This window comes from Komagataeibacter sp. SM21, assembly GCF_041402665.1.
In the GTDB taxonomy this organism is placed as follows: domain Bacteria; phylum Pseudomonadota; class Alphaproteobacteria; order Acetobacterales; family Acetobacteraceae; genus Komagataeibacter; species Komagataeibacter saccharivorans.
In genome coordinates this window covers 191,956-216,322 of the sequence record NZ_JBGLOV010000004.1, presented here as the reverse complement: position 1 = coordinate 216,322, position 24,367 = coordinate 191,956, and the positions used below count along the sequence as shown (strand labels likewise).

Annotated in this window: 24 protein-coding genes; 19 read left to right on the top strand and 5 right to left on the bottom strand. The window is 62.5% G+C overall.

Annotation, left to right across the window (positions count from 1 at the left end; genetic code table 11):
* Positions 1-73: 73 nt before the first annotated feature.
* The 3 genes from ACBR42_RS06375 to ACBR42_RS06365 all read right to left on the bottom strand — a co-directional run bounded on the left by ACBR42_RS06375 (position 74) and on the right by ACBR42_RS06365 (position 3,014).
* Positions 74-664 carry an RDD family protein gene (locus tag ACBR42_RS06375; protein ID WP_118962773.1) on the bottom strand — a complete coding sequence of 197 codons (591 nt, stop codon included), beginning with the start codon at positions 662-664 and terminating at the stop codon, positions 74-76.
* Between the two features lie 111 nt (positions 665-775).
* Positions 776-2,011: a bifunctional glutamate N-acetyltransferase/amino-acid acetyltransferase ArgJ gene (gene argJ, locus ACBR42_RS06370; RefSeq protein ID WP_371207514.1), complete on the bottom strand. Its 1,236-nt coding sequence runs from the start codon at positions 2,009-2,011 to the stop codon at positions 776-778.
* Between the two features lie 97 nt (positions 2,012-2,108).
* Entirely contained in the window at positions 2,109-3,014 is a 906-nt protein-coding gene (locus ACBR42_RS06365; protein ID WP_254057996.1) for a peptidylprolyl isomerase, read from the bottom strand.
* A gap of 247 nt (positions 3,015-3,261) precedes the next feature.
* On the opposite strand from ACBR42_RS06365, the gene secA reads away from it, so the two are divergent.
* From secA to ACBR42_RS06270, 19 genes are all read left to right on the top strand, one after another.
* A complete protein-coding gene (gene secA / locus ACBR42_RS06360) occupies positions 3,262-6,003 on the top strand; it encodes a preprotein translocase subunit SecA (protein WP_110547079.1) in 2,742 nt (913 codons plus the stop codon).
* Positions 6,004-6,061: 58 nt separating this feature from the next.
* Positions 6,062-6,811, top strand: a complete 750-nt coding sequence (locus ACBR42_RS06355) for a YebC/PmpR family DNA-binding transcriptional regulator (protein ID WP_102325490.1) — start codon at positions 6,062-6,064, stop codon at positions 6,809-6,811.
* A gap of 8 nt (positions 6,812-6,819) precedes the next feature.
* Positions 6,820-7,326: a crossover junction endodeoxyribonuclease RuvC gene (ruvC, locus tag ACBR42_RS06350; protein WP_102325491.1), complete on the top strand. Its 507-nt coding sequence runs from the start codon at positions 6,820-6,822 to the stop codon at positions 7,324-7,326.
* A complete protein-coding gene (gene ruvA / locus ACBR42_RS06345; RefSeq protein ID WP_102325492.1) occupies positions 7,323-7,943 on the top strand; it encodes a Holliday junction branch migration protein RuvA in 621 nt (206 codons plus the stop codon). The genes ruvC and ruvA overlap by 4 nt, the downstream gene beginning before the upstream one ends.
* Entirely contained in the window at positions 7,940-9,013 is a 1,074-nt protein-coding gene (ruvB, locus tag ACBR42_RS06340) for a Holliday junction branch migration DNA helicase RuvB (RefSeq protein WP_102325493.1), read from the top strand. Before ruvA ends, ruvB begins: the two co-directional genes overlap by 4 nt.
* Positions 9,003-9,422, top strand: coding sequence for a YbgC/FadM family acyl-CoA thioesterase (locus tag ACBR42_RS06335; protein ID WP_102325494.1), 420 nt, complete (start codon positions 9,003-9,005; stop codon positions 9,420-9,422). Before ruvB ends, ACBR42_RS06335 begins: the two co-directional genes overlap by 11 nt.
* A gap of 201 nt (positions 9,423-9,623) precedes the next feature.
* Positions 9,624-10,289: a protein TolQ gene (gene tolQ, locus ACBR42_RS06330; protein WP_102325675.1), complete on the top strand. Its 666-nt coding sequence runs from the start codon at positions 9,624-9,626 to the stop codon at positions 10,287-10,289.
* 2 nt (positions 10,290-10,291) lie between these two features.
* Complete coding sequence (gene tolR / locus ACBR42_RS06325; RefSeq protein WP_102325495.1) at positions 10,292-10,729, top strand: protein TolR; 438 nt, start codon at positions 10,292-10,294, stop codon at positions 10,727-10,729.
* Between the two features lie 35 nt (positions 10,730-10,764).
* Positions 10,765-11,757: an energy transducer TonB gene (locus tag ACBR42_RS06320; protein ID WP_371207513.1), complete on the top strand. Its 993-nt coding sequence runs from the start codon at positions 10,765-10,767 to the stop codon at positions 11,755-11,757.
* A 30-nt stretch (positions 11,758-11,787) separates the two neighbouring features.
* The gene (gene tolB, locus ACBR42_RS06315) at positions 11,788-13,152 is read left to right on the top strand and encodes a Tol-Pal system beta propeller repeat protein TolB (RefSeq protein ID WP_371207512.1); all 1,365 of its coding nucleotides are present in this window, start codon (positions 11,788-11,790) and stop codon (positions 13,150-13,152) included.
* A gap of 249 nt (positions 13,153-13,401) precedes the next feature.
* Positions 13,402-13,872 (top strand): peptidoglycan-associated lipoprotein Pal, encoded by a 471-nt coding sequence (gene pal, locus ACBR42_RS06310; protein WP_102325498.1) that lies wholly within the window; start codon positions 13,402-13,404, stop codon positions 13,870-13,872.
* A gap of 117 nt (positions 13,873-13,989) precedes the next feature.
* Positions 13,990-14,751, top strand: a complete 762-nt coding sequence (locus ACBR42_RS06305) for a hypothetical protein (RefSeq protein ID WP_102325499.1) — start codon at positions 13,990-13,992, stop codon at positions 14,749-14,751.
* A gap of 20 nt (positions 14,752-14,771) precedes the next feature.
* Positions 14,772-16,046, top strand: a complete 1,275-nt coding sequence (gene tilS, locus ACBR42_RS06300) for a tRNA lysidine(34) synthetase TilS (protein ID WP_371207511.1) — start codon at positions 14,772-14,774, stop codon at positions 16,044-16,046.
* Between the two features lie 130 nt (positions 16,047-16,176).
* A complete protein-coding gene (gene ftsH / locus ACBR42_RS06295; protein WP_102325501.1) occupies positions 16,177-18,117 on the top strand; it encodes an ATP-dependent zinc metalloprotease FtsH in 1,941 nt (646 codons plus the stop codon).
* Positions 18,118-18,213: 96 nt separating this feature from the next.
* Positions 18,214-19,251: a dihydropteroate synthase gene (folP, locus tag ACBR42_RS06290; RefSeq protein ID WP_371207510.1), complete on the top strand. Its 1,038-nt coding sequence runs from the start codon at positions 18,214-18,216 to the stop codon at positions 19,249-19,251.
* A gap of 50 nt (positions 19,252-19,301) precedes the next feature.
* Complete coding sequence (gene glmM, locus ACBR42_RS06285; RefSeq protein ID WP_102325503.1) at positions 19,302-20,660, top strand: phosphoglucosamine mutase; 1,359 nt, start codon at positions 19,302-19,304, stop codon at positions 20,658-20,660.
* A 3-nt stretch (positions 20,661-20,663) separates the two neighbouring features.
* The gene (gene thiD / locus ACBR42_RS06280; RefSeq protein WP_118962780.1) at positions 20,664-21,473 is read left to right on the top strand and encodes a bifunctional hydroxymethylpyrimidine kinase/phosphomethylpyrimidine kinase; all 810 of its coding nucleotides are present in this window, start codon (positions 20,664-20,666) and stop codon (positions 21,471-21,473) included.
* A gap of 131 nt (positions 21,474-21,604) precedes the next feature.
* Positions 21,605-22,330 (top strand): response regulator transcription factor, encoded by a 726-nt coding sequence (locus ACBR42_RS06275; protein ID WP_102325505.1) that lies wholly within the window; start codon positions 21,605-21,607, stop codon positions 22,328-22,330.
* Between the two features lie 432 nt (positions 22,331-22,762).
* Entirely contained in the window at positions 22,763-23,161 is a 399-nt protein-coding gene (locus ACBR42_RS06270) for a hypothetical protein (RefSeq protein WP_102325676.1), read from the top strand.
* A 24-nt stretch (positions 23,162-23,185) separates the two neighbouring features.
* Here the strand turns inward: ACBR42_RS06270 and ACBR42_RS06265 are convergent, their stop codons facing one another.
* Both ACBR42_RS06265 and ACBR42_RS06260 read right to left on the bottom strand, forming a co-directional pair.
* Entirely contained in the window at positions 23,186-23,446 is a 261-nt protein-coding gene (locus ACBR42_RS06265) for a hypothetical protein (protein WP_174234098.1), read from the bottom strand.
* 222 nt (positions 23,447-23,668) lie between these two features.
* Complete coding sequence (locus tag ACBR42_RS06260; protein WP_371207533.1) at positions 23,669-24,292, bottom strand: hypothetical protein; 624 nt, start codon at positions 24,290-24,292, stop codon at positions 23,669-23,671.
* Positions 24,293-24,367: the final 75 nt, after the last annotated feature.

Here is a 24,367-nt window from a genome sequence, read left to right as displayed (position 1 = left end):
AGAATCCGATATCAGAGTAATAAAAGATTGCCACGGGCACCAAGGTTGCATGCCGTCGTGCCTTTTCCCCGTTTCAGCCCCATAGCGGGGGTGGCGGCGCAGGGGCGCGGGCTTCGCGGCGGATGACGCAGGTACCGGCCAGAATGTCATGCAGACCCTGCTTGCGCTGCGTCCACATGACCATGAGAAAGCCGATCCCAAGGATCAGCGCCGACAGGTATTTGCCAAAATAACGCCCGGCGGAACGCAGCAGCGTGATGCGGTTGCCATGCAGGTCAGTCACCCGCAGGCGGCATACCATCTTGCCCGGCGTGGCCTGCAGGGTCGATGCCTCGCACACAATGAAATAGGCGGCGGGCAGGAGCAGGGAAATCAGCTCGAACATCCCGTTGCCGTTCCAGTGCATGTGCGGCGTGGTGGACAGGATGGTGTAGTCCGCGTGCTGGATATAGGAAATGCGGTAATCCCCCCCGCTGCCGCCAATCGGCTGCGGGTCGAATATGGAAAAGGACAGGCTGGGGGGAACCAGCAGCAGCCCCAGCAGGGCCAGAATCGCCCATACCACGATGGAATCGATCACATAGGCGACGACCCGGATCCAGAACCCGCCATAGGTCCAGACATCCTGTGGGTGGGGATCAGGGCGGGCAAACTGGTACATCATGCAGGGGCGTTCCTGTCTGGCTGCAATGGAATTACCTCAACAGCAATGCCATCGCGGCGCGCGGAACGGAACAGGAAAATAAGCGCGCGCCCGACCGGCGCACGCTGCAGGCTAGCTGCGGTAGGAACCGTTGATGTCGATGTAACCGTGTGTCAGGTCACAACCCCACGCCTGCGCCGTGCCGTTGGCCAGCCCCAGATCGATCGTGATTTCGATTTCCTGCCCTTTCATGTGGGCGACGACCGGGGTTTCATCATAATCCGGCACGACCGTGCCGTTCTGCGCGATCCATGTGCCGCCAATGCCCACGCTCAGCGTATCGCGGTTTGCAGGTTCACCGCACTTGCCCACCGCCATGACAACGCGGCCCCAGTTCGCGTCCTCACCGGCGACGGCGGTCTTGACTAGCGGGGAATTGGCAACGGCCATCGCAACCCGGTGGGCCGATTCATTGGAAGTCGCACCCGTGACGGTGATGTGCATCATCTTCGTCACGCCTTCCCCGTCGCGGATGACCAGCAGTGCCAGGTCAAGCAGAAGGGAATCGAGGGCCGCGCGGAAATCGGCCAGTTCAGGCGCATCCGCCTGCGTGATTTCCGCATTGTCCGCCTGTCCGGTGGCGAACAGCAGGACCATGTCGGAAGTGGAGGTATCGGAATCCACGGTAATGCAGTTGAAACTGCGGTTGACCCCGTCCGTAAGCAGGGACTGGATCACGCCCGCGGGCAGCTTCGCATCGGTGGCGACGAAAGACAGCATGGTCGCCATGTCCGGCGCCACCATGCCACTGCCCTTGGCGATGCCCTGAATGCGTACGGTGGTGGACCCGATGCGCGCCGTGCGGGTCGCGGCCTTGGGGAATGTGTCCGTGGTCATGATGCCACGCGCGGCATCCGCCCATCCATTTTCGGACAGGGTGGCGTGCAGGCCCGGCAGTGCCGCCGAAATCTTCTGGTAGGGCAGGATCTCGCCGATGACGCCGGTGGACGCAAGGAAGACCTCGCTTGCGGCACAGTTCACCAGCCGGGCGGCATCGGCCGCGTTGGCCTGCGTCGCCTCGAAACCGGCACGGCCCGTAAAGACGTTCGCATTCCCCGCATTGACCACCAGCGCGCGGGCGCGGCCATCGGCCATCGCGGCGCGGCACCAGTCCACCGGGGCGCCGGGGCACTTGCTGCGGGTATAGACACCGGCCACCGTCGTACCCGGCGCAAATTCCGCCATGACCAGATCGGTGCGTCCCTTGTAGCGGATGCCGGCCTCGGTTGCGCCAAAACGTACACCCGCCAGTGGGGGCAGTTCAGGCAGTGGCCGGGCGAGGGGGGACACGGGCAGGGCGTTGGCCATGGTCAGTCACGATCCTGGAATGACAGCGGAAGATGGGAAACAGGGGAAAGGCCGTGGGTGGAGATGCCTGCGCATCCCCACCCCGGCGGCAGACCGTTCAGTGCGTGGGCTGCGTTTCCGGCAGCGGCTTGCCATCGGGTCCGAAGCGGACGACCTTGACCTGCGCCAGTGCGTTGCTCACGGCTTTCTGCACGCCGTCCTGGATCAGCTTCTGGCGGATCTGGTCGCGTGTCGCTTCAAGCGTGGGGGTGGCTGCCGTGCGCTTGCCCAGTACCTGGATCACGTGCCAGCCGTACTGGGTGTGAACCGGGGTCTGGCTGAAGCTGTTGGGCTGCATGGCCGATGCCGCGTCCCAGAACGTGGGCAGCATGTCACCCTTCTTGAACCAGCCCAGATCGCCGCCATTCGACTTGGCCGAGCCGGGATCTTTCGACAGCTTGGTCGCAAGCTGGGTGAAATCGGCCCCGCCCTTGAGCTGCTTGATGATGTCGTTGGCTTCGGCTTCGGTCTGGACCAGGATGTGACGGGCGTGGATTTCTTCCGCGCCCGGCTTGTTGGCGTAATTCTGGTCGTAATACGCCTTGATGGCGTCATCCGTCAGCGCCGGTGTGACCTGTGCGGACAGATAGGCGTTCTGCAGCGCGTTCTGCGATGCGGTTTCCATCTGCTGGCGCACGTCAGGCTGCTTGTCCAGGCCGGACTTGGTCGCGGCGATCTGGATGGCGCGCTGGTCGACAAGCTGGTTGAGCAGGATCGGCACGATGATGTTATCGGGCAGCTTGCGAAGCTGCTCGGGCATCGAGGCCATGGCCTGACGCACGTCGGTAAGGCGGATGTCCTGTCCGTTCACGCTGGCGAGGACCGGATTCTGGTCCGCCGTGCCGGTTGTGGCCGGCTTGGCTGCCGCGGGAGCGGGGGAGGCCGCGAATGCAGGAGGAATGATGAAGGAGGAAGCAAGCAGGGCCATCGTTGCGACAGCCTTTGCCGGACCGGTCGTCCGCATGTGCAAAAAACCCTAGTTATGAACGCGTTCGGCAGGCATCATGACGAAGGGCGGCCCGGCCTGCAAGGGCCGGATGCCCGATGGCTGTTTTTCGCCATTCCACCCGCATCGCTGTGGTCCATCGGTTGACCAGTTGCGGTGTGGGTCCTATCTCATGTCTCCGCGCGAGAATTTTATCCGCCACGCCTGTCCCCGCCCTGCCGGTTTTGTGGCGGGTGCGCGGGAATGTCATTCCGGGAAGGTCTTCATGTTCGCCAGTATTGCCCGCGCTCTGTTCGGAACCGCCAATGACCGGGCGCTGAAATCATATCAGCGGCGCGTGCCCGCGATCAATGCGCTGGAACCGCAGATCCAGGCGCTGGACGACGCGGCCCTGACCGCGAAGACACAGGAATTCCGTGACCGGATCGCGAAGGGCGAAACGCTGGACGCCCTCCTGCCTGAAGCCTTTGCCGTCTGTCGTGAAGCCTCCCGACGCGTGCTGGGCATGCGCCATTTCGATGTGCAGCTTATCGGCGGCATGGTGCTGCATGATGGCAAGATTGCGGAAATGCGCACGGGTGAAGGCAAGACGCTGGTCGCTACACTTGCGGTCTATCTCAGCGCGCTGGCCGGACGTGGCGTGCATGTGGTGACGGTAAACGACTATCTGGCCAGCCGTGACGCCGAACAGATGGGCACGCTGTACTCCTTCCTCGGGCTGACCACCGGCGTGGTCGTGCCCAACATAGCCGAGGAGGAGCGCCGCGCCGCCTATCGCGCCGACATCACCTACGGCACGAACAACGAATTCGGTTTCGATTACCTGCGCGACAACATGAAGTATCGCGTGGAGGACATGGTCCAGCGCCCCTTCCACCATGCCATCGTGGATGAGGTCGACTCGATCCTGATCGACGAGGCGCGCACCCCGCTCATCATCTCCGGCCCGGCGGAGGACAGTTCCGACCTGTACCGTGCGGTGGACGAGGTCATGGTGGCCCTGGTGGCCGACCCCGAAGCCTATGAGAAGGACGAGAAATTCCGCTCCGTCATCCTGACGGAAAAAGGTGCGGAACAGGTGGAGGACCTGCTGCGGCAGGCGGGCGTCCTGCAGGAGGGCGGCCTGTACGACAGTCACAACGTGGCGGTGATCCATCATGTCCAGCAGTCCCTGCGTGCCCACACGCTGTTCACCCGCGATGTCGATTATATCGTGCGCGGTGGCAAGGTGGTCATCATTGATGAATTCACCGGCCGCATGATGGATGGCCGACGGTATTCGGACGGCCTGCATCAGGCGCTGGAAGCCAAGGAACATGTGGAGGTCCAGCAGGAAAACCAGACGCTGGCCTCCATCACGTTCCAGAACTATTTCCGCATGTATCCGCGCCTGTCCGGCATGACTGGCACCGCCATGACGGAAGCGGACGAATTCGCTGATATCTACAAGCTCGAAGTGATCGAGATCCCGACCAACCTGCCCGTCGCCCGAAAGGACGACGATGATGAGGTCTACCTGACCGCGCGGGAAAAATACGAGGCGGTCAGCAACCTCATCAAGGAAATCAGCAGCACATCGGGGCAGCCGGTGCTGGTTGGCACCACCTCCATCGAGAAGAGTGAATACCTCTCCTCCCTGCTGCGCCAGAACGGGATCGAGCATAACGTGCTCAACGCCCGCTTCCATGAACTGGAAGCCGAGATCGTGGCGCAGGCCGGTGCGCCGGGCGCGATCACCATCGCCACCAACATGGCCGGGCGCGGGACGGACATCAAGCTGGGCGGCAATGTGGACATGCTGATCAGCCAGCAGCTTGGCGGTATCGAAGACCCCGAAGAACGCGCCATGCGCGAGCAGGAACTGCGCGCGAAGGTGACCCGCGACCATGCCACGGTAAAGGCTGCGGGCGGACTGTATGTCATCGGCACGGAACGGCATGAAAGCCGCCGGATCGACAACCAGCTCCGTGGTCGTGCGGGCCGTCAGGGCGATCCGGGCAATTCGCGCTTTTTCATCTCGCTTGAAGATGATCTCATGCGCATCTTCGGCACGGACCGCATGGGCAACATGCTGCAGAAGCTGGGCCTGAAGGAAGGGGAGGCCATCGTCCATCCCTGGATCAACAAGGCCCTTGAGCGCGCGCAGAAGAAGGTCGAGGCCCGCAATTTCGACATGCGCAAGAACACGCTCAAATATGATGACGTGATGAATGACCAGCGCAAGGAAGTGTATGCCCAGCGCCGGGAATACATGGCGGCGGAGGATGTTTCCGCCATCATCACCGAAATGCGCGAAGACGTGGTCCACGATCTGGTCGCCCGCCGCATCCCCGAAAAGTCGTTCCCCGAACAGTGGCTGAAAGAGGAACTGACACAGGACATACAGACCACGCTGAACCTGTCCCTGCCGATTGCGCAGTGGGCGGAGGAAGACGGCGTGGACAGCACGGTCGTAACCGAGCGGATCGAACAGGCCACGGCGCAGGCGCAGGCCAGCCGCGCGGCCAATTTCGGCCCGTCCGTCATGCGCTATGTTGAAAAGCAGGTTCTGCTGACAACATTCGATGCGGTGTGGAAGGAACATCTGCTGGCGCTGGATCAGCTTCGGCAGGGCATCGGGCTGCGGGCCTATGGTCAGAAAGACCCGCTGAACGAGTTCAAGCATGAGGCATTCGAACTGTTTCATGCCATGCTCGAACACCTGCGCGTGCGCGTGACCTCGACCATGGCGCGGGTGGAAATGGCGCCCCCGCCCATCGACAATCCGTTCGCGGGTGTGGCTGAAATCCATTCCGATCCCGAAGTGCCGGGGCTGGAAAACGAACCGGGACCGGGTCTCATGCCCGATGCCACGGGCCGCCAGCCCGATCCGTCCATGGCGACGCCGATCGGCGGGGCTGCGGTCATGCCTGATGACCCGTCAAGCTGGGGCGAGGTTTCACGCAATGCGTCATGCCCCTGCGGGTCGGGCAGGAAATACAAGCACTGCCACGGGCGGCTGGTCTGACCAGCCCCCCGGCAGGCAGGCACGAATACAAGACGAAAGACAGGATCAGAGACGAACGATGGCGGGTCATTCCCAATTCAAGAACATCATGCACCGCAAGGGCGCGCAGGATGCCAAGCGGGCCAAGCAGTTTGCCAAGGTCATTCGTGAAATCACCGTGGCCACGCGCGAAGGCATGCCTGACCCGGCCATGAATCCGCGCCTGCGCGCCGCCATTTCCGCCGCGCGTGAAGTCAACATGCCCAAGGATACGGTGGAGCGCGCGATCAAGAAAGCATCGGGTGCTGGCGGTGGCGATGACTACGCGGAAGTCCGTTACGAAGGGTACGGCCCCGCCGGTGTCGCCGTGATCGTGGAAGGGCTGACCGATAACCGCAACCGCACTGCATCCGACGTGCGCGCGGCCTTTTCCAAGCATGGCGGCTCGCTGGGGGAGACGAATTCGGTTTCCTTCATGTTCACCCGGCTTGGCGTCATCACCTATCCGCTTGATGCGGCCAGCGAGGACGACCTGATCGAAGCCGGTCTTGAAGCTGGTGCGGAAAATGTCGAGACCGTGGACGGCATGCACGAAGTGACCTGTCCGGTCGAATCCTTCTTCGCCGTGCGTGACGCGCTGGAAACCCGCTTTGGCGAACCGGCTTCGGCCAAGCTGGACTGGCGTCCGTCCAACACGGTCGAACTGGATGAAGACAAGGCCCGCAGCGTGTTCAAGCTGATTGACACGCTGGAAGACCATGATGACGTGCAGGCGGTGTACGCCAATTTCGACGTGCCGGACGACGTGGCCGAAAAGCTGTCGGCCTGAACCGGCCCGTGGTCCGCATTCTTGGCATTGACCCCGGCCTGCGGTTTACAGGCTGGGGCGTGGTCAATGCGCAGGATAACCGGCTGACCCATGTCGCCGATGGGGTGATCGCCACCGAATCGGCGCATAGCGTGCCGGAACGGTTGCGCCAGCTTCATGACGCGCTGCTGGAACTGGCGCGCAACTTTGCCCCCGATGAAGCAGCGGTGGAAGAAACCTACGTCAATCGCAACGGGGCCGCGACGCTTAAGCTGGGTTATGCCCGTGGCGTAGGGCTGCTGGTGCCGATGCTGCTGGATATTCCCGTATCCGAATACGGGGCGAAAACGGTCAAGCGCGCGGTGGTGGGAACCGGTGCGGCAACGAAGGAACAGGTCAGCATGATGGTCCGCCGTATCCTCCCAACCGCCCTGCTGAAGCGCGCGGATGCTGCCGATGCGCTGGCCGTGGCCATCTGCCATGCCCATCACCGCACCAGTGCTGCCCACATCGCCCGCGCCACGAGGATGGCATGATCGCGCAGTTGCGTGGCCTGCTGGCGCAGGTGGAAGCGGATCGCTGCGTGATTGACGTCAGTGGCGTGGGCTATCTGGTGCAGGCGTCCAGCCGCACGCTGGCTACCTTGCCCCAGCCCCCGGAACTGGCCTGCGTGCTGGTGGAAACCGTGGTGCGCGAGGACGCGATCCTGCTGTACGGCTTTGCCGAGGCATCGGAACGCGCATGGTTCCGCCTGCTGACGACCGTGCAGGGCGTGGGGGCGAAGGTGGCGCTGGCCATCCTGTCCGTCCTGCCGCCGCCGGAACTGATGGGCGCCATCGCCACGGGCGACAAGACCATGCTGACCCGTGCGGGCGGGGTCGGTGCCCGGCTGGCGCAACGTATCGTGACCGAACTGCGTGACAAGTGCGAAGGCATGCCAACCGGCCTGCCCGCGGGGACAGTGGTTTCGGCCGCGACCATCGCCGTTCCTGCCGCGCGGGGGATTGCGGCGGATGCGCTGCTGGCGCTGTCCGGTCTCGGCTTTCGCCGTGCGGAGGCCCAGCCGGTCGTGGAACGGGTGATCGACCGGCTGGACGGCAAGGCCGATCTGGATATCGTGATCCGTGATGCCCTGAAGGAACTGGCCCGATGAGCAGCCATCCCGAGCGTGAGATCGATGCCCGCCGGGGGGAGGAAGACGGCAACGAAAGCTCCCTGCGGCCCCAGACGCTCGATGATTTTACCGGGCAGAAGGCCAGCCGGGAAAATCTTGCCATTTTCATCGCCGCCGCCCGGCAGCGCGGTGATGCGCTGGACCATGTGCTGCTGCATGGCCCGCCGGGGCTGGGCAAGACCACGCTGGCGCAGATCGTGGCGCGGGAACTGGGGGTGGGCTTTCGCGCGACTTCCGGGCCGGTCATCCAGCGCGCGGGCGATCTGGCCGCGATCCTGACCAATCTTCAGCCCCGCGACGTGCTGTTCATTGATGAAATCCATCGCCTGCACCCCGCCATCGAGGAAGTCCTGTACCCCGCGATGGAGGACTTCCAGCTTGACCTGATTATCGGGGAGGGGCCCGCGGCGCGTTCGGTGCGGATCGACCTGTCTCCCTTCACGCTGGTCGCCGCCACCACGCGGGCGGGACTGCTGGCGACCCCGCTGCGCGACCGTTTCGGCATTCCGCTGCGTCTGGTGTTCTACACGCCCGAAGAACTGTGCCAGATCGTGACACGCGGCGCGCGCAAGCTGGAATTCGACCTGACCCCGGAAGGGGCGGAGGAAATCGCCCGCCGTTCCCGTGGCACGCCGCGTATTGCCGGGCGCCTGCTGCGCCGCGTGCGCGATTTTGCCGCCGTGGCGCGGGCCGGGCGCGGGCCGGTTGACCGCGCACTGGCCGATGCGGCGCTGTCACGTCTGGAAGTCGACTCGATGGGGCTGGACGGCATGGACCGCCGTTATCTGCGCCGCATTGCCGAATTTCATCATGGCGGCCCCGTTGGCGTGGAAACGCTGGCCGCTGCTCTCGCCGAAGCCCGCGATACGCTGGAAGATGTGATCGAACCCTACCTGATTCAGGAGGGACTCGTGCTGCGGACCAGCCGGGGCCGGATGCTGGGTGAACGTGGCTGGCGCCATCTCGGGTTGCAGCCACCCGCGCGTATGCCGGGGCAGGGCGACCTGCTGGCGGACGGGGGCATGGGAGACGGACCGGATGGAACATAAAATTGATTTCCGTATCTATTACGAAGATACGGATGCAGGCGGCGTGGTCTATCACGCCCGCTATCTTGCACTGGCCGAACGCGCCCGGACCGAGGCCATCCGCGCGCAGGGGCAGGCGGCATCCGACCTGCTGGCCGATTATGGTCTGGCCTTCGTGGTGCGCCATGCCGCGATGGATTACCGCGCGCCGTTACGGCTGGATGACATCGTATGCGTCACGACTCGCATGACGGAACTGGGTGCCGCCAGTTGCAGGCTGGTGCAGGATTTCCACCGGGTTGGCGCGGATGAAGCCGGGGCCGACTGCGGCACGCTGGATGTCCGTCTGGCCTGTATTCGTGCCGGTGACGGGCGTGCTGCCCGATTTCCGCCGCGATGGCGTGATCTTCTGCGCGCACTCGTAGCCTGAACAACGCGAAGGCATGCACGCTTTGCGTTGTTTTCGTGTCATGGCTTGACCATGACGCAGGGCTGTGCGGAAAGCGGGTTGGCCGTGGCTTGCTAAATGGGCAATCTTCGTGTTTGAGCGAACGGCCAAGGTGTGCAGGAGGCGTATTTGGACCAAGCGGTTAACGCGGCGAATCTCGGGGCCGCAGCGGGCGATCTGTCGATGTGGGCGTTGTTCATGCACGCGTCGATTGTCGTCAAGCTGGTCATGGTCGGGCTTGTGACGTGCAGTGTGATTGTCTGGGCAATCATTTTCGACAAATTCACGACCATCCGCCGGGTCACCCGGCTGGGCAATGATTTCGAGGAGCGGTTCTGGGCTGGCGGCAGTCTGGACGATCTGTACGAATCCGACGGGGCCAAGCCGGTCCACCCTATGGCCGCCGTATTCGGTGCGGCGATGGGGGAATGGCGGCGTTCATCCCGTATCGCCGGCATCGATCTGGTGCATGGCGGCGTGCAGGACCGCGTCAATCGCGCCATGGCCATCACCATCACGCGTGAAATGGACCGGCTGAACCGCTGGGTCATTTTCCTTGCCACCATCGGGCCGGTGGCCCCGTTCATCGGCCTGTTCGGCACGGTGTGGGGTATCATGCACGCCTTCGGCTCCATCGCGGCGATGCACAACACCAACCTGTCGGTCGTGGCGCCGGGTATTTCCGAAGCCCTGTTCGCAACGGCCATCGGCCTTGTTACGGCCATTCCCGCCGTGATCGCCTATAACGTGATCAGCAACAGCATGAGCGTGTTCGAGGACCGGCTGGATGCCTTCGGCACCGAGTTCGCAGCCATCCTGTCGCGCCAGTCAGAAGAAAGGGGCGCCTGACCATGGGGGCAAGCCTGGGCGATCTGCGTGGGCGGCGGCGCAAGCGGCGGCTCATGGCCGAAATCAACGTCACCCCGCTGGTTGACGTCATGCTGGTGCTGCTCATCATCTTCATGGTGACGGCGCCGATGATGACCAGTGGCGTGAATGTCGATCTGCCCAAGACGGATGCGGCGCCGGTCAATACCGATACCAAGCCCATCACGGTTTCGATCCGCTCCAACGGCGATCTGTATCTGGGCGATGACCCGGTGTCGCAGGCCGAACTGGTCGACCAGCTCAAGGCGGCGGCGCAGAATGACCGTGAACACCGCATTTTCGTCCGGGGTGATTCCCATATCGATTATGGCCGCGTGATGCAGATCATGGGTCAGATCACGGCGGGTGGATTCACGCATGTCGCCCTTCTTGCGCAGCAGCCGCCCGGCGGCGGTAACTGAACCAAACCCAAACTGATACCGGGAGCCGTCTGATCGTGGTGCCACCGCGTCGTTCCGAGCGTATCCTCATGCGTCGCTCCGTTCTGGTATCGGGGGGCCTGCATGTCGCCCTGCTGCTGGGCATACTGCTCAAGCTTCCCATGCCGGTTCCCAGGGAGCCGCCCCCGCCGCCTACGATCGAGATGGAATTCACGAACGATGGCGGCACATCAGCGCCCCATAAGGGTGAAAAGCCGGCCCCCAAACCTGCACCGGCCCCCGCGCCGGTAAAGCAGGAAGCCCCGCCCGCGCCTACCCCGCCGGAAAAAGCACCCAATGAGGAAGCGGCCCCGCCGCCGCCGCCGCCACCGCCCATGCCGCCACCGCAGCAGGCACCCAAACCCGTGCCGGATGCCCCCACGCCCCCGCGTGAACAGCAGCCGTCGCCCGATGCCGTGCGGCTTCCGCCGCCACCGCCCAAGGCAGCGCCCGCGCCCGCGCATGCACCGGTGCCCCCATCGGCCCAGCCGCAGCCCGATGCCCCGCCCAAGGTGCAGCCGCCGTCGCGCATAACCCAGCCGAATGAAGCGAAGAAGAGCGTGCCCGACACGCATTCCCTGCTCGCGACGCTGGATTCCTTTCGTGCGGACCAGAAACAGACCCATCCGCCCAAGGCGCGCCCCAACCCGGCGCAGGGCGGGGCGCCGGATGGCGGCGGTACGCCGGACGGGGATATCACCAGTGCGCTGAGTTCCGCCGAACAGAAGGCGATCGGCAGTTCCGTGCGCCGCTGTTATTCGGAAGATACGGCCGCGCGTAATTATGCCCAGTTTGTGGCGCATCTGGTCGTGACCGTGGATGGGACCGGCACGGCGCGACTGGTGGAATTCGCACCGCAGACGCAGGCCCAGATGGACTCCGACCCCTCATATCGTGCGCTGGCGGAACGCGCGCGTGATGCGGTGCTCAGCCCCACCTGTGCCAAGCTGCCCATTCCGCAGAACCTGCTGGGCCAGACCCGGCAACTGAAATTCGTATTCCGTCCCTGATCTCAAGCGGACGAAGGCGAGGAGAAGAAAATGACGTCAAGCGTAAAGCCATTGATTCCTGATGATGACGCAGCACGGCTGGCGGCGGCATTCGGGCGACGTGGGTTCATGGCGGCCGGTGTGGCGGGGGGACTAGTGGCGACACCACTATTCGCCTCCGGCACGGCGCGCGCGCAGGCAGGCGATGCGGAAATAACGGTGGATCAGGCCCGGACCGCCCCCATCCCCATCGTCCTGCCCTCGCTGGGCAGCGGTGTGGCCCAGCAGATTACGGATGTGATTTCCGCCGATCTGGGCAATAGCGGCCTGTTCCGTCCCATCAGCGCCACCATGCCGCAGGGCACGCCGGATTTTTCCACCTACAAGTCACTGGGCGCGCGTGCGGCCATGACGGGCAAGGTCGTGGATCAGGGCAGTTCGCTGCGTGTGGAATTCCGCCTGTGGGATGTGCTGACGGGCAACCAGCTTCAGGGCACGGCCTATACCGCCGGGTCACAGGACTGGCGTCGTATCGCGCATATCATTGCCGATGTGATCTACAGCCGCATGCTGGGTGAGCAGGGATACTTCAATTCCCGCATCGCCTATATCGCACGTTCCGGCCCACGCCAGCACCAGACCACCCGCCTCGCCATCATGGATCAGGACGGGGCGGACAGCCGTTACCTGACCAATGGCCAGTGGCTGACGCTCATGCCGCGTTTCAACCCGGCCAATAATGAACTCGCCTTCCTGTCTTATGCCAATTACAGGCCGCGCGTTTACCTGTTCAACCTTGGTACCGGCCAGCAGCGCCTGCTTGGTGACTTCTCGGGTATTTCATTCGCACCCCGTTTCTCGCCCGATGGGCAATCCGTCATCCTGTCGGTCACGCGCGGAGCCGGGTCCGACCTGTATGTGGTGGATCTGGCCAGCATGGCGCGGCGGCAGCTTACGGCCTCCGGCGCGATCGACACCAGCCCGTCCTTCAGCCCCGATGGCACGCAGATCGTGTTCAACTCCGACCGTGGCGGCTCGCCGCAGCTTTATATCATGAGCGCCTCGGGCGGGGATGCGAAGCGCATTTCCTACGGTCACGGCCATTACGGCGCGCCGGTCTGGTCCCCGCGCGGGGATCTGATCGCCTTCTCGCGCATTGCCGATGGCAGCTTCTCGCTTGGCGTCATGGCGCCGGATGGAACGGGGGAGCGTATCCTGACGGAAGGCTTCACGGTGGAAAGCGCCTCCTTCTGCCCCAATGGCCGTGTTCTGGCCTTCTGCCGGCAGAGTTCGGGGGGGGCAAATGGTGCCGGATTTGCAACAGGTATCAGCACAATTGATATCACCGGCTTCCATGAACGCGCCCTGCCGGCGGGAAGCGCGTCCGATCCGGCATGGTCGCCGCTGAATAAGTAATAATTACAATATGTTGGGCAGGCACTATTCTGGAACCTGCGTGGATATCAAATGGCCGGTATGTGTTTGCCTGACATTGACGGAAACTTCTTGCCAAATGTATGCTGGCGGTGGTTTCCAGCGATCGCGAGTCTCTGTTTTTACAGTTGTGTTTAACAGGACGTAACGAGACTCGGGGCCGTCCCATATTTAAATCCGGAAATTCAACAAATGGTTTCGACGCAAGAAACCGATCCAGGATCAAAAGTAATGAAACTGAAGCTTTTTGGCGCGGCTGGTATGGCCCTCTTCCTGGCAGCCTGTTCCGATCACGCGAACAAGAATGTGAATACGGGTGCCGCCACGCAGCAGGTTGGTCCGGCTCCGGGCAGCGAAGCTGATCTGGTGGCGACGGCTGGTGACCGTGTTCTGTTCCCGCTCAACCAGAGCGGCCTGTCGAGTGACGCGAAGGCGACCCTCGACAAGCAGGCGGCGTGGCTTGCGAAGTATCCGCAGGTGCACGTGCAGATTGCCGGTAACTGCGATGATCGCGGCACCGAGGAATACAACATTGCCCTGGGTGAGCGTCGCGCCAATGCCGCCCACGACTATCTGGTTGCCAAGGGCGTCGATGGCTCGCGCCTGACGACGATCTCCTACGGCAAGGACCGTCCGACCGCCGTTGGTGACGACGAGCAGGCATGGGCCCAGAACCGTAACGCCATCACGTCGGTGCAGTAATCCACTGCCTCTGCGTCCCATGACGTAATGGAATAAGTATGAAACCGGTCGGGCGCTTATCGCCCGGCCGGTTTTGTTTTAGGTATGCATGCGTAGTGTTGCAAAAGGGTTTGGTCCATGCGGTCTGTGTTGTCATGTTTCCTTTCAGTCGCTGCCCGGTCCCGTCAGTGGGGCAGGGTGGGTATGCTGGCGGGTGGCGTATCGCTGGCCTGCCTTGGTGGCGCGCGCGCTGATGACAACAGCGGCAACCTGACCCTGCAACTGCTTGACCGCGTCAACACGCTGGAACAGGAAGCGCGCGACATGCGCGGTGAAATCGACCAGTTGACCAATCAGGTCCAGCAGCAGAATGCAGCGCTGAGCAAGCAGATCGATGACATGAATTTCGCCATGCAGCATGGCCATGGCGCGGCCCCTGCTGGCGGGGCGGCGGCTTCCGCATCTCCGGCTGCTTCTGCTACCGCACCGGCGGCCACGGAAACGCCTGCGGCAAAACGCACGCCGGACGATCTGCTGAAGGCGGGGACCGATGCGCTGATGCAGCATGATTACGTGACGGCGCAGGCGGATGCGCAGCAGGTCCTGTCTGGTCCCAAGAGTGCAAAGCAGGTCGATGCGCAATACCTGCTGGCCCAGTCGCTGGCCGGGCAGAAGCAGTACCGGCAGTCCGCGCTGGCCTATTATGATGCCTATAACCGTGCGCCCCATGGCGCGCGTGCCCCCAGTGCCCTGCTGGGCGTGGCGGCAACGCTTGTGGCGCTCAATGACAGGGCTTCCGCCTGTCAGGCGCTGGACAAGCTGGCCAGCGAGTTTCCCCAGCCTGCCGACCGCATCAAATCCGCTGAACAGGTCTATCGCAAGCGCGCCAAGTGTAACTGACCGCCATCCGGTTCCAGAGAATGGAAGCGGCTGAACCGGTAGGCCAGCAGGGCTTTGACGCCATCATGACCGAACTTGGCCCATGGCCGGGTCAGGGGATACCTGTGGCAGTGGCCGTATCGGGTGGGGCGGACAGTATGGCGCTGGCCATCCTTGCCCGGCGGTGGCGGGGCGATGTGATCGCGCTGGTCGTGGACCATGGACTGCGCGCGGAATCCCGGACTGAAGCGGAACAGACGGTCGCGCGCCTGTCCATGCTGGGTATACAGGCCCGCCTGCTGACCCTTGAGGGACTGGAACGTGGCTCCCGCATGGCCGAACGCGCACGCCGCATGCGCTATCAGGCACTTTTTGCCGCCTGTCGCGATCTTGGGGCGCTGGATCTTCTGGTGGCGCATCATGCCGGGGATCAGGCCGAAACGGTCATGATGCGCGGACGTGCCGCCAGCGGTCAGGACGGTCTGGCCGGGATGGCGCTGGCCCTTCCCGTTACCGATGTCAGGCTTGTTCGCCCGCTTCTGGCTTTCACCAAGTCCGCGCTGTACGCCACCGTGCGCGCGGCGGGGGTGACATGGGTGGAGGATCCATCTAATGCCGATCTGCGGACCGAGCGCGCCCGTGCCCGGCAGGCCCTGCGTCAGGACGCGGTGCTGGGCGGCAGCCTGTTTGCACAGGCGCGGCAGGCGGGGCAGGCCCGCATGGCGCAGGACCACGATGATGCGTTGTGGCTGGCGCAGCATGCGCGGTTCCATCCGGGTGGATGGGTCGTGCTGCCGGCCGGTCTGGCACCGCCCCGCATTCTTTCCGCCCTGATCGGAGTGGTGGGGGGACGTGATTATCCGCCAAGGCGGGACGCGGTGGCGGGGCTGGTCCATGCGCCACGGGCGGCGACGCTGGCGGGTGTCGTGATCGTGCCATGGCGGGACGGGCAATGGCTGCTGGCGCGTGAGGAAGCAGCGATGGCGCCCTGCGTCTCCGCCGGGACAGGCTCTGTGTGGGACAGGCGTTTCGTGCTGCGGGCCCGACACGTGCCGAAAGATATGTATATCGGCGCAGCGGGGCCGGTAGCGCGCTGGTGGCCTGCGGGGCAGGGGCGTTCCGGGTGGCCGGCCTGCGTGTTGCGTACGTTGCCGGCCCTGTGGCACGATGGGCGGGTTATGGCTGTGCCGCATATGGGACTGTGCATGCATGACGGCATCGCAGATGCGTTTTTTGTAAACCAGCCCCCCCATCCCGCCTTTTCGGGTGCCCTGTTTGGCTGCCCGACCGCCCTGCCTGTCGGGGCCGGGCAATAAAAGGTGGTGGATTGGGGGTGTGAATATCCCTTGATCGTCCTATGTATGATAAACGTAGTGAACGTGGCGCCTGTTCGTCTGCCCTCTGTCGGGTAATGCGAAGGGGCCAGCGGATGGAACAGTAGGCAAGATGAACAATTTTGGCCGGAACCTGGCCCTGTGGGTTATCATCATCGTCCTGTTGCTGCTGCTGTTTAACGTTTTCCAGCCCGGAAGCGTGCAGCACGCATCGCAGCAACTGGCATATTCCGATTTCATCGGGGACGTGAACAGCGGGCATGTCCGGTCTGTTGTGGTGCAGGAACATAATATTACCGGCACCCTGACGGATGGCACCTCGTTCGACACCTATGCCCCGCAGGACCCGACCCTGATTCCGCGCCTGACGGAAAAAGGGGTGGAGGTTGCGGCCAAGCCGCTCGAAAGCGACACCAATCCCATCCTGCGCTACCTGATCAATTACGCGCCATTGCTGCTGATGGTCGGTGCGTGGATTTTCATCATGCGCCAGATGCAGTCCGGTGGCGGTCGCGCCATGGGCTTTGGCAAGTCGCGCGCGCGCATGCTGACCGAAAAGCAGGGCCGCGTTACCTTTGATGACGTGGCGGGCATTGATGAAGCCAAGGGTGAGTTGCAGGAAATCGTGGATTTCCTGCGCGATCCGCAGAAGTTCACCCGTCTGGGCGGCAAGATCCCCAAGGGCGTGCTGCTGGTCGGCCCCCCCGGCACGGGTAAGACCCTGCTGGCCCGCGCCATCGCGGGTGAGGCGAACGTGCCGTTCTTCACCATTTCCGGTTCCGACTTCGTTGAAATGTTCGTGGGTGTTGGCGCATCGCGTGTGCGTGACATGTTCGAACAGGGCAAGAAGGCTGCCCCCTGCATCATCTTCATTGACGAAATTGATGCCGTCGGCCGCCATCGTGGCGCGGGCCTTGGCGGTGGCAATGATGAACGTGAGCAGACGCTGAACCAGATGCTGGTCGAAATGGACGGGTTTGACAGCAATGAGGGCGTGATCCTGATTGCCGCGACCAACCGCCCCGACGTGCTTGACCCCGCCCTGCTGCGTCCCGGCCGTTTTGACCGTCAGGTGGTCGTGCCCAACCCCGATGTGGCGGGCCGTGAAAAGATCCTGCGTGTCCATATGCGCAAGGTGCCGCTGGCATCCGATGTGGACCCCAAGGTCATCGCCCGTGGCACGCCCGGTTTTTCGGGTGCCGATCTGGCCAACCTTGTCAACGAAGCGGCGCTCATGGCCGCCCGCCTTGGCAAGCGTACGGTCGCCATGCTGGAGTTCGAGAACGCCAAGGACAAGGTGATGATGGGGGCCGAGCGCCGCTCCCTCGTCATGACCGAGGACGAAAAGAAGATGACCGCCTATCATGAAGGTGGCCATGCTCTGGTTGGCATCCTGACCCCCGGCTCCGATCCGGTGCACAAGGCGACGATCATCCCGCGTGGTCGTGCGCTGGGCATGGTGATGAGCCTGCCGGAAAAGGACCGTTATTCCGAAAGCCGTTCATGGTGCATTGGCAAGCTGACGCTGGCGATGGGTGGCCGCGCGGCGGAGGAAATCATCTTTGGCCCCGATAATGTCTCCACCGGCGCATCGGGCGACATCAAGATGGCGACAGACGTGGCCCGCCGTATGATTACGGAATGGGGCATGAGCGAAAAGCTCGGCATGGTGGCCTATGGTGGCAACGGGCAGGAAGTGTTCCTTGGTCACAGTGTGACGCAGAACAAGAACGTGTCCGAGGAAACCGCGCGTGAAATCGACAACGAGGTGCGCAAGCTGATTGATGCGGCCTATGACCGCGCGCGCACCCTGCTGCTGGATCATATCGACCAGTTGCACCGTCTGGGTGAGGCCCTGCTGGAATATGAAACCCTGACGGGTGAGGAAATCCGGCAGGTGCTGCGTGGCGAGAAGATCGAGCGTGTGGTGGTCGATGACCCGATGCCGGAAAACCGCCGTCCGTCAGTGCCGCCTTCTGCACCGTCAGCGCCGGTCGAACCGCTGCCTTCGCCGGAAGGCAATGGTGGGGTTGGCGCAGCCCCGGCGAGCTAGAACTGTCTTACAGATGTTGAATATATGGCGGGGTAGCCTTGGGCTGCCCCGCCATTTTTGTATCTGGTGATAGAAAAACTGGATAGAAGAGGAACAATGGACGACCGGCTGATCGAACCCCTTGGCCTGCTGCACGGTACTGCCGCCCGGCAGGCGGTTGAGGCAGGCATTGCGCTGTGGCTGGGACAGGGAACGCACGCTTTCGCCCTCGCCCGCCTGATCGGGGGCGGGGAAGCGGGCCGGATCGTGCCGGTATCCGCCATCCCGTCGCAATGGGCGGATGTCGTGGCCCGGATCACGGCCCCTGTATCCGATGCGGGCCTGCCCACGGGGCCGCAGGTCATGGGGATCATCAACGTAACACCCGACAGCTTCAGTGACGGTGGCCAGCATTACACGACGCAGGCCGCGTTCGACGCCATAAAGGCCATGTATGCGCAGGGCTGCCGGATCGTGGATATTGGTGGGGAAAGCACCCGTCCCGGCGCTCCACCCGTCGCGGCGGAGGAGGAATGGCGGCGCATCGGCCCGGTCATCCGCGCGGTGCGGGCATGTTCCGCGCTGGATGGACTGCATATTTCCGTGGATACCCGTCAGGCCATGGTCATGGATCAGGCCCTGCTGGCCGGTGCCAGCATGGTCAACGATGTCTCGGCCCTGACGCATGACCCGCTGGCCCGTGCGGTTGTCGCGCGACATGAGTGTGCGGTTACCCTCATGCACATGCGCGGCACGCCCCAGACCATGCGGCAGCACGCGGTTTATGATGATGTCGCCGCAGATGTGACGCGTGAACTGTCCCGCCGCGTGGATGAAGCCGTGGCCGCAGGCATAGAACGTACGCGCATGGTGGTGGACCCGGGCATCGGCTTTGCCAAGACGGGTGCTGGCAATCTGGAACTGCTGGCACGTCTGCCCATTCTTTCTAATCTGGGCTGTCGCGTTCTGCTTGGTGTTTCGCGCAAGCGCATGATTGGGGAAATCTGCCATGAACCCGATGCGTCCCGCCGCGATCCCGGAACGGTGGCGGCCACGCTGCCGGGAATGGTTTTTCCCGGTATCGTCATGCGGGTTCACAATGTTCCAGCCATGATGCAGGCCATGCGCGTAAGGCAGGGGCTGGATCGGTCATAACAGGTAAGGTAGGTCGTGTACGACCAGAACGTATCCGGAGATCCCCCGTCATGGTAAAAACAAGAAAGCTGTTCGGCACAGATGGCATTCGCGGGACGGCCAACCGCTTTCCCATGACGGTCGAAGTGGCGCAGAAGCTGGGGCAGGCCGCAGGACTGCATTTCATCCATGGCACGCACCGCCACCGCGTTCTGCTGGGCAAGGATACGCGTCTGTCGGGCTACATGATCGAATGCGCGCTGGTATCGGGTTTTCTGTCCGCCGGCATGGATGTGACCCTTGTGGGGCCAATGCCGACACCGGCCATCGCCATGCTTACCCGTTCGCTTCGGGCGGATCTGGGGGTGATGATTTCCGCATCGCATAACCCGTATGGCGATAATGGCATCAAGCTGTTCGGTCCCGATGGGTTCAAGCTGTCCGACGAGATGGAAGCCCGGATCGAGGCGGCCATGAATTCCGATCTGACCGACAGGCTGGCCGCACCCGACCAGATCGGTCGCGCTTCACGGCTGAACGATGCGGCGGGGCGGTATGTGGAAAGTGCCAAATCGTCCTTTCCGCGTGGGCTGCGGCTTGATGGCCTGCGTATCGTGATCGACTGCGCCAATGGCGCGGCCTACCGCGTGGCCCCGACGGCGTTGTGGGAACTGGGGGCCGAGGTCGTGCGTATCGGCTGCGATCCCAATGGCATCAACATCAATGAAGGCTGTGGTTCCACGCGGCCCGAAGCCCTGTGTGCGGCAGTGCTGCGTCATCGGGCTGATATTGGCATTGCCCTTGATGGCGATGCCGATCGTGTCCTGATTTCGGATGAAAAGGGACGTCTGGTGGACGGGGATCAGATCCTTGCCCTCATTTCCAAGTCATGGGCGCGGCAGGGGCGGCTGGCTGGCCGCCATATCGTGGCGACCGTCATGTCCAATATGGGGCTGGAGCGGTATCTGGAAACGCAGGGGCTGGAACTGGTGCGCACAGCGGTGGGCGACCGCTACGTTGTGGAAAAGATGCGCGAACTGTCGGCCAATATTGGCGGCGAACAGTCCGGGCATATGGTCCTGTCCGATTTTGCCACAACGGGCGACGGACTGGTCGCGGCCCTTCAGGTTCTGGCCGAAGTCGTGGAGACCGGTCGCCCCGCCAGCGAGGTCTGCACCCTGTTCCAGCCTTACCCGCAGTTGCTGCGCAATGTCCGTTTCGCCGGGAAAAGCCCGTTGCATGACCCGAAGGTGCAGGAAGCCCGTGCGGCGGCGGAAAAGCGGCTGGGGGATCGTGGGCGGCTGCTGTTGCGTGAGAGCGGAACCGAGCCGCTGGTCCGCGTCATGGCGGAAGCCGAGGATGAAGCGCTGGTAAAAGCCGTGGTCGAGGATATGTGCGAGGCCATTACCGCGATCCAGATGGCGGACTGAACCATGCGCGGACGCATTCTCATCATGGCGGGCAGTGACAGCGGGGGTGGCGCTGGCATCCAGGCGGATATCAAGACGGTGACGGCGCTGGGTGGTTTCGCCATGACGGCCATAACGGCCCTGACCGCGCAGGATACGCAGGGCGTGCATGATGTCATGCCGGTGCCGCCGTCCTTCATCGTAGCCCAGATGCGGTGCGTCATGGATGATCTGGGTGTGGACGCCTTCAAGAGTGGCATGCTGGACCGGGCCGAGGTGATCGAGGCCATAGCGGACGTGCTGGTGACAGGCCCCGATGTTCCTTACGTGCTGGACCCGGTCATGGTCGCCAAGGGTGGGGCGGCGCTGCTGCATGACAGTGCGCTTGCGACCCTGCGCGCGCGCCTGCTGCCGCTTGCATCCATCCTGACCCCCAACATCCCGGAAGCCGAGACCCTGCTGGGCCGCTCCATCGCGCATCGTGGGGATATGCTGGCCGCCGCCGGTGATCTGCTGGCGCTTGGACCAAAGGCCGTGCTGCTCAAGGGTGGGCATATGTCGGGCGACGAACTGGTGGATGTGCTGGTGGGACCGGGAGGAGAGGTTGAGGAATTCGTCTCGCATCGGATTCACACCCGCCATACGCATGGTACGGGCTGCACGCTTGCCAGCGCCATTGCCACCGGGCTGGGTCAGGGCATGACATTACGTGATGCTGTCATGCGCGCGCGCGCTTATGTGCGCGAGGCGATTCTTGCAGCGCCAGGTTATGGGGCGGGTGCGGGGCCCCTTAACCATGCTGTTGGTATCGGGCATCAGAACATTAATTATTAATTAATTAGAAGCCGCTTCTGATATACATAAAATTCATGAGAAAGCGGTAATATATAGTCAACTTTAGGTTGTTCATTAATACCGATGCACCTATAGGTAGATGAAGTGTAAATATCTACTGGATGGTCGATATGCGGATTTTGCTTGTTGAACCGAATGCCCTGAAAGCCGAAGAGACCTGCCGGCACATGGAAAGAGCGGGGTTCACAGTAGATCATGTCGACACGGGGCATGATGCGCTGGGAATGTTAAAATCCTATAACTATGATTTGGCCGTTATGGATATTTGCCTGCCCGATGTGGATGGGTACGAGGTGATCCGTGTCAGCCGGGTGGCGCGGGTGCCGACGCCGGTGCTCATCCTGTCTGATGAGAAAGCCGCTACCGCCAAGGTGAAGGCCTTTTCAACCGGGGCCGATGATTATGTGACGCGCCCTTACGAATCCATGGAACTGACGGCCCGGATGCAGGCCGTAATTCGCCGTTCGAAGGGGTACAGCGAGCCCACCCTGCGCGCGGGACAACTGGAACTGTGTCTCGACAGTCGTGAAGTGCGGGTGCAGGGGCGGCTGGTGCATCTGACCGGCAAGGAATATGTCATCCTTGAGCTGCTCCTGCTGCGGAAGGGGATGGTGCTGACGAAAGATGCGTTCCTGAACCATCTGTATGGCGGCATGGATGAGCCGGAAATGAAAATCATCGATGTTTTCATCTGCAAGCTGCGCAAGAAACTGCAGGCCGCCGGTGGCGGGCAACTGATCTCCACCGTATGGGGGCAGGGCTATGTCCTGCGGGATGATGGGGCGCCCTTTACCGTGCCTGCGACCCCGTCCGGTACGCCGGTGCAGGCGAGCTGAATCTAGGCCGGACCGACCTGTCCGTGATTAAGATGCAGTTGCTTGAAATTCCCTGATTATCCAGAAGCTATCCCGATTTTAGGGGAATTGCCGGGATGATCAGGGCCCTATCTGCCCTGAAAAAAACGCAATGGGCTGCTATACTGTCCAGTAAAACAAAAAAAGGCAGGTTCCCCATCATCTGGGAAACCTGCCAAGTCTAAAGTGATGATTCGATGTGCGATGCCCCCATCGCCCTATTGTTATCGCATTGGTATTCCTTGCCCAGACATGAGATAAATCAAAGTTGGGCAGAATAATGCATATGCTTTTTCTGTGGCATCTTTATTCCATTCCCGTGATGGGACAGGATGCGGGAATTAACAGGATAGAAACGGGCAGCAGGCGATGGGTAACAAAAAGGCATTGAGACATCTATTCACCAGCAGTGCGCTGCTGCTTGCCGCGGCTACGGGCCTGAGTGCATGCGAAAGCGCGCATGACCGGATCGTGGATAAGGAAAACAGCCTTGCGGCAGCGGGTTTCGTGGCGCGCCCCGCTGATAATGCCGAACGGCAGACGATGTTGCAGAAGCTGCCCCCCAACCGGTTTCTGCAGAAATCGTTCGGGGATCACATGCTCTACATCTATTCCGATCCCAAGGTGTGCAACTGTCTTTATGTAGGTAATCAGGCGGCTTACGGACGTTACATGTCCTACGTGCAGGCGCAGAATCTGGCGGACCAGCAGCAGATGACCGCCGATACATACCAGGATGCTTCGTGGAACTGGGGCATGTGGGGCTGGGGTGGCGGCGGCTGGGGCGGCCCGTGGGGCGGCGGCTGGTGGTAATACGCAGGCGGGTCCGCACCCGCCTTATCTGACGGGCGGAACTTCGGTGGGTTTGGGCCGATGGTCGGCATAGACGATCATCTGCCATGCTTCGCGTGTATCGGGGCGGTGCGGATGGGCATGGATGGGGGGCAGAAGCTGTCCCTCGGTCGCCGCTATTTCCACCCCGCAGCCGACACAGCGGTAAATACCCGAATGGGGTGCCACCGAGCGCGGGGGATGGATCTTGTCGAATTCAGGATCGGTCCACGTATCAACAAATTGCGCGGACTGGTAAAGGGCCATCCCGTTCTCCATCATTGCCGGTAGCGGTTGTAAGGCTGTCGTATACAGGGTGATAACGCTATCCCCCATGTTATGATGCAGCACCACACGCTGCATAGATGTAGAATACGGATATTGCCATTATTACAGGCCACTCTGCCGTCACGATGTTGATGACGGAGTCGAAACAGGCCCGTTCAGCAAAAGTATAACAGAAGTATAACCGCCAGAGCGATTCCGCCCTTAATCGGGGGAGCGCAGCGTCAGCGACTGGTCGATGGTCTGCGTTACGATGGCGTTCAGTGCGCCATGCGCTGCCGTCCACTGGAAGGGATCGGCATCGTTATTGAATGTCGGGTCAAGCTGATCGTCATGAACCGTGCCGTAAGCCTGAAAATACATGTCGGGCCGTGCCGGAATGGTATCCATTGTCCATGTCCAGTCATCTGACAGCAGGGCTGTCGCACCAACCATGGCGCACGGATGCGCATGTGACAGTGTCACGGCATGCGTGGTCATGAGCGCCGCCTGCGGACGATGATAGCTGGTGTCGCCGCCGATATCTTCCATCTGTAGCTGTCGCCTGCGCGTTTCTTCCGCAGCAGAAATGCCCCGCCAGCCATCCCCATCCGGCGGGGCGTGTGCACGGTCCAGCGGATCGGATGCGGGGCCGAAGGCATGGCCCGCATAGTTCAGGGCAGTCCCTGCCGGCACCAGTACTGGCCCGCGGGCCGGGGTATCCTGTATGAAGCTGTTATCCAGCGTATGCTGTTCCAGACAGATCTGGATGCGACCGTCCGCCCATGCGGGATGAAACAGGCCGGTCATCGCCGCGCAGGCCACACCCAGAATAATGACGAGTCGCATGGGGAACAGCCTGCCCCGTTCCATCTGACCCTCACGACCACCCGGCTTGCCTGTGGTGGAAACCGGGTGGGGCAG

Excerpts from the sequence above, each read along its gene's own strand:
- ACBR42_RS06375 (WP_118962773.1), bottom strand. The coding sequence starts at position 664 with ATGATGTACCAGTTTGCCCGCCCTGATCCCCACCCACAGGATGTCTGG.
- argJ (WP_371207514.1), bottom strand. The coding sequence starts at position 2,011 with ATGGCCAACGCCCTGCCCGTGTCCCCCCTCGCCCGGCCACTGCCTGAA.
- ACBR42_RS06365 (WP_254057996.1), bottom strand. The coding sequence starts at position 3,014 with ATGCGGACGACCGGTCCGGCAAAGGCTGTCGCAACGATGGCCCTGCTT.
- secA (WP_110547079.1), top strand. The coding sequence starts at position 3,262 with ATGTTCGCCAGTATTGCCCGCGCTCTGTTCGGAACCGCCAATGACCGG.
- ACBR42_RS06355 (WP_102325490.1), top strand. The coding sequence starts at position 6,062 with ATGGCGGGTCATTCCCAATTCAAGAACATCATGCACCGCAAGGGCGCG.
- ruvA (WP_102325492.1), top strand. The coding sequence starts at position 7,323 with ATGATCGCGCAGTTGCGTGGCCTGCTGGCGCAGGTGGAAGCGGATCGC.
- ruvB (WP_102325493.1), top strand. The coding sequence starts at position 7,940 with ATGAGCAGCCATCCCGAGCGTGAGATCGATGCCCGCCGGGGGGAGGAA.
- ACBR42_RS06335 (WP_102325494.1), top strand. The coding sequence starts at position 9,003 with ATGGAACATAAAATTGATTTCCGTATCTATTACGAAGATACGGATGCA.
- tolQ (WP_102325675.1), top strand. The coding sequence starts at position 9,624 with ATGTGGGCGTTGTTCATGCACGCGTCGATTGTCGTCAAGCTGGTCATG.
- tolR (WP_102325495.1), top strand. The coding sequence starts at position 10,292 with ATGGGGGCAAGCCTGGGCGATCTGCGTGGGCGGCGGCGCAAGCGGCGG.
- tolB (WP_371207512.1), top strand. The coding sequence starts at position 11,788 with ATGACGTCAAGCGTAAAGCCATTGATTCCTGATGATGACGCAGCACGG.
- pal (WP_102325498.1), top strand. The coding sequence starts at position 13,402 with ATGAAACTGAAGCTTTTTGGCGCGGCTGGTATGGCCCTCTTCCTGGCA.
- ACBR42_RS06305 (WP_102325499.1), top strand. The coding sequence starts at position 13,990 with ATGCGGTCTGTGTTGTCATGTTTCCTTTCAGTCGCTGCCCGGTCCCGT.
- tilS (WP_371207511.1), top strand. The coding sequence starts at position 14,772 with ATGGAAGCGGCTGAACCGGTAGGCCAGCAGGGCTTTGACGCCATCATG.
- ftsH (WP_102325501.1), top strand. The coding sequence starts at position 16,177 with ATGAACAATTTTGGCCGGAACCTGGCCCTGTGGGTTATCATCATCGTC.
- folP (WP_371207510.1), top strand. The coding sequence starts at position 18,214 with ATGGACGACCGGCTGATCGAACCCCTTGGCCTGCTGCACGGTACTGCC.
- glmM (WP_102325503.1), top strand. The coding sequence starts at position 19,302 with ATGGTAAAAACAAGAAAGCTGTTCGGCACAGATGGCATTCGCGGGACG.
- thiD (WP_118962780.1), top strand. The coding sequence starts at position 20,664 with ATGCGCGGACGCATTCTCATCATGGCGGGCAGTGACAGCGGGGGTGGC.
- ACBR42_RS06275 (WP_102325505.1), top strand. The coding sequence starts at position 21,605 with ATGCGGATTTTGCTTGTTGAACCGAATGCCCTGAAAGCCGAAGAGACC.
- ACBR42_RS06265 (WP_174234098.1), bottom strand. The coding sequence starts at position 23,446 with ATGGCCCTTTACCAGTCCGCGCAATTTGTTGATACGTGGACCGATCCT.
- ACBR42_RS06260 (WP_371207533.1), bottom strand. The coding sequence starts at position 24,292 with ATGCGACTCGTCATTATTCTGGGTGTGGCCTGCGCGGCGATGACCGGC.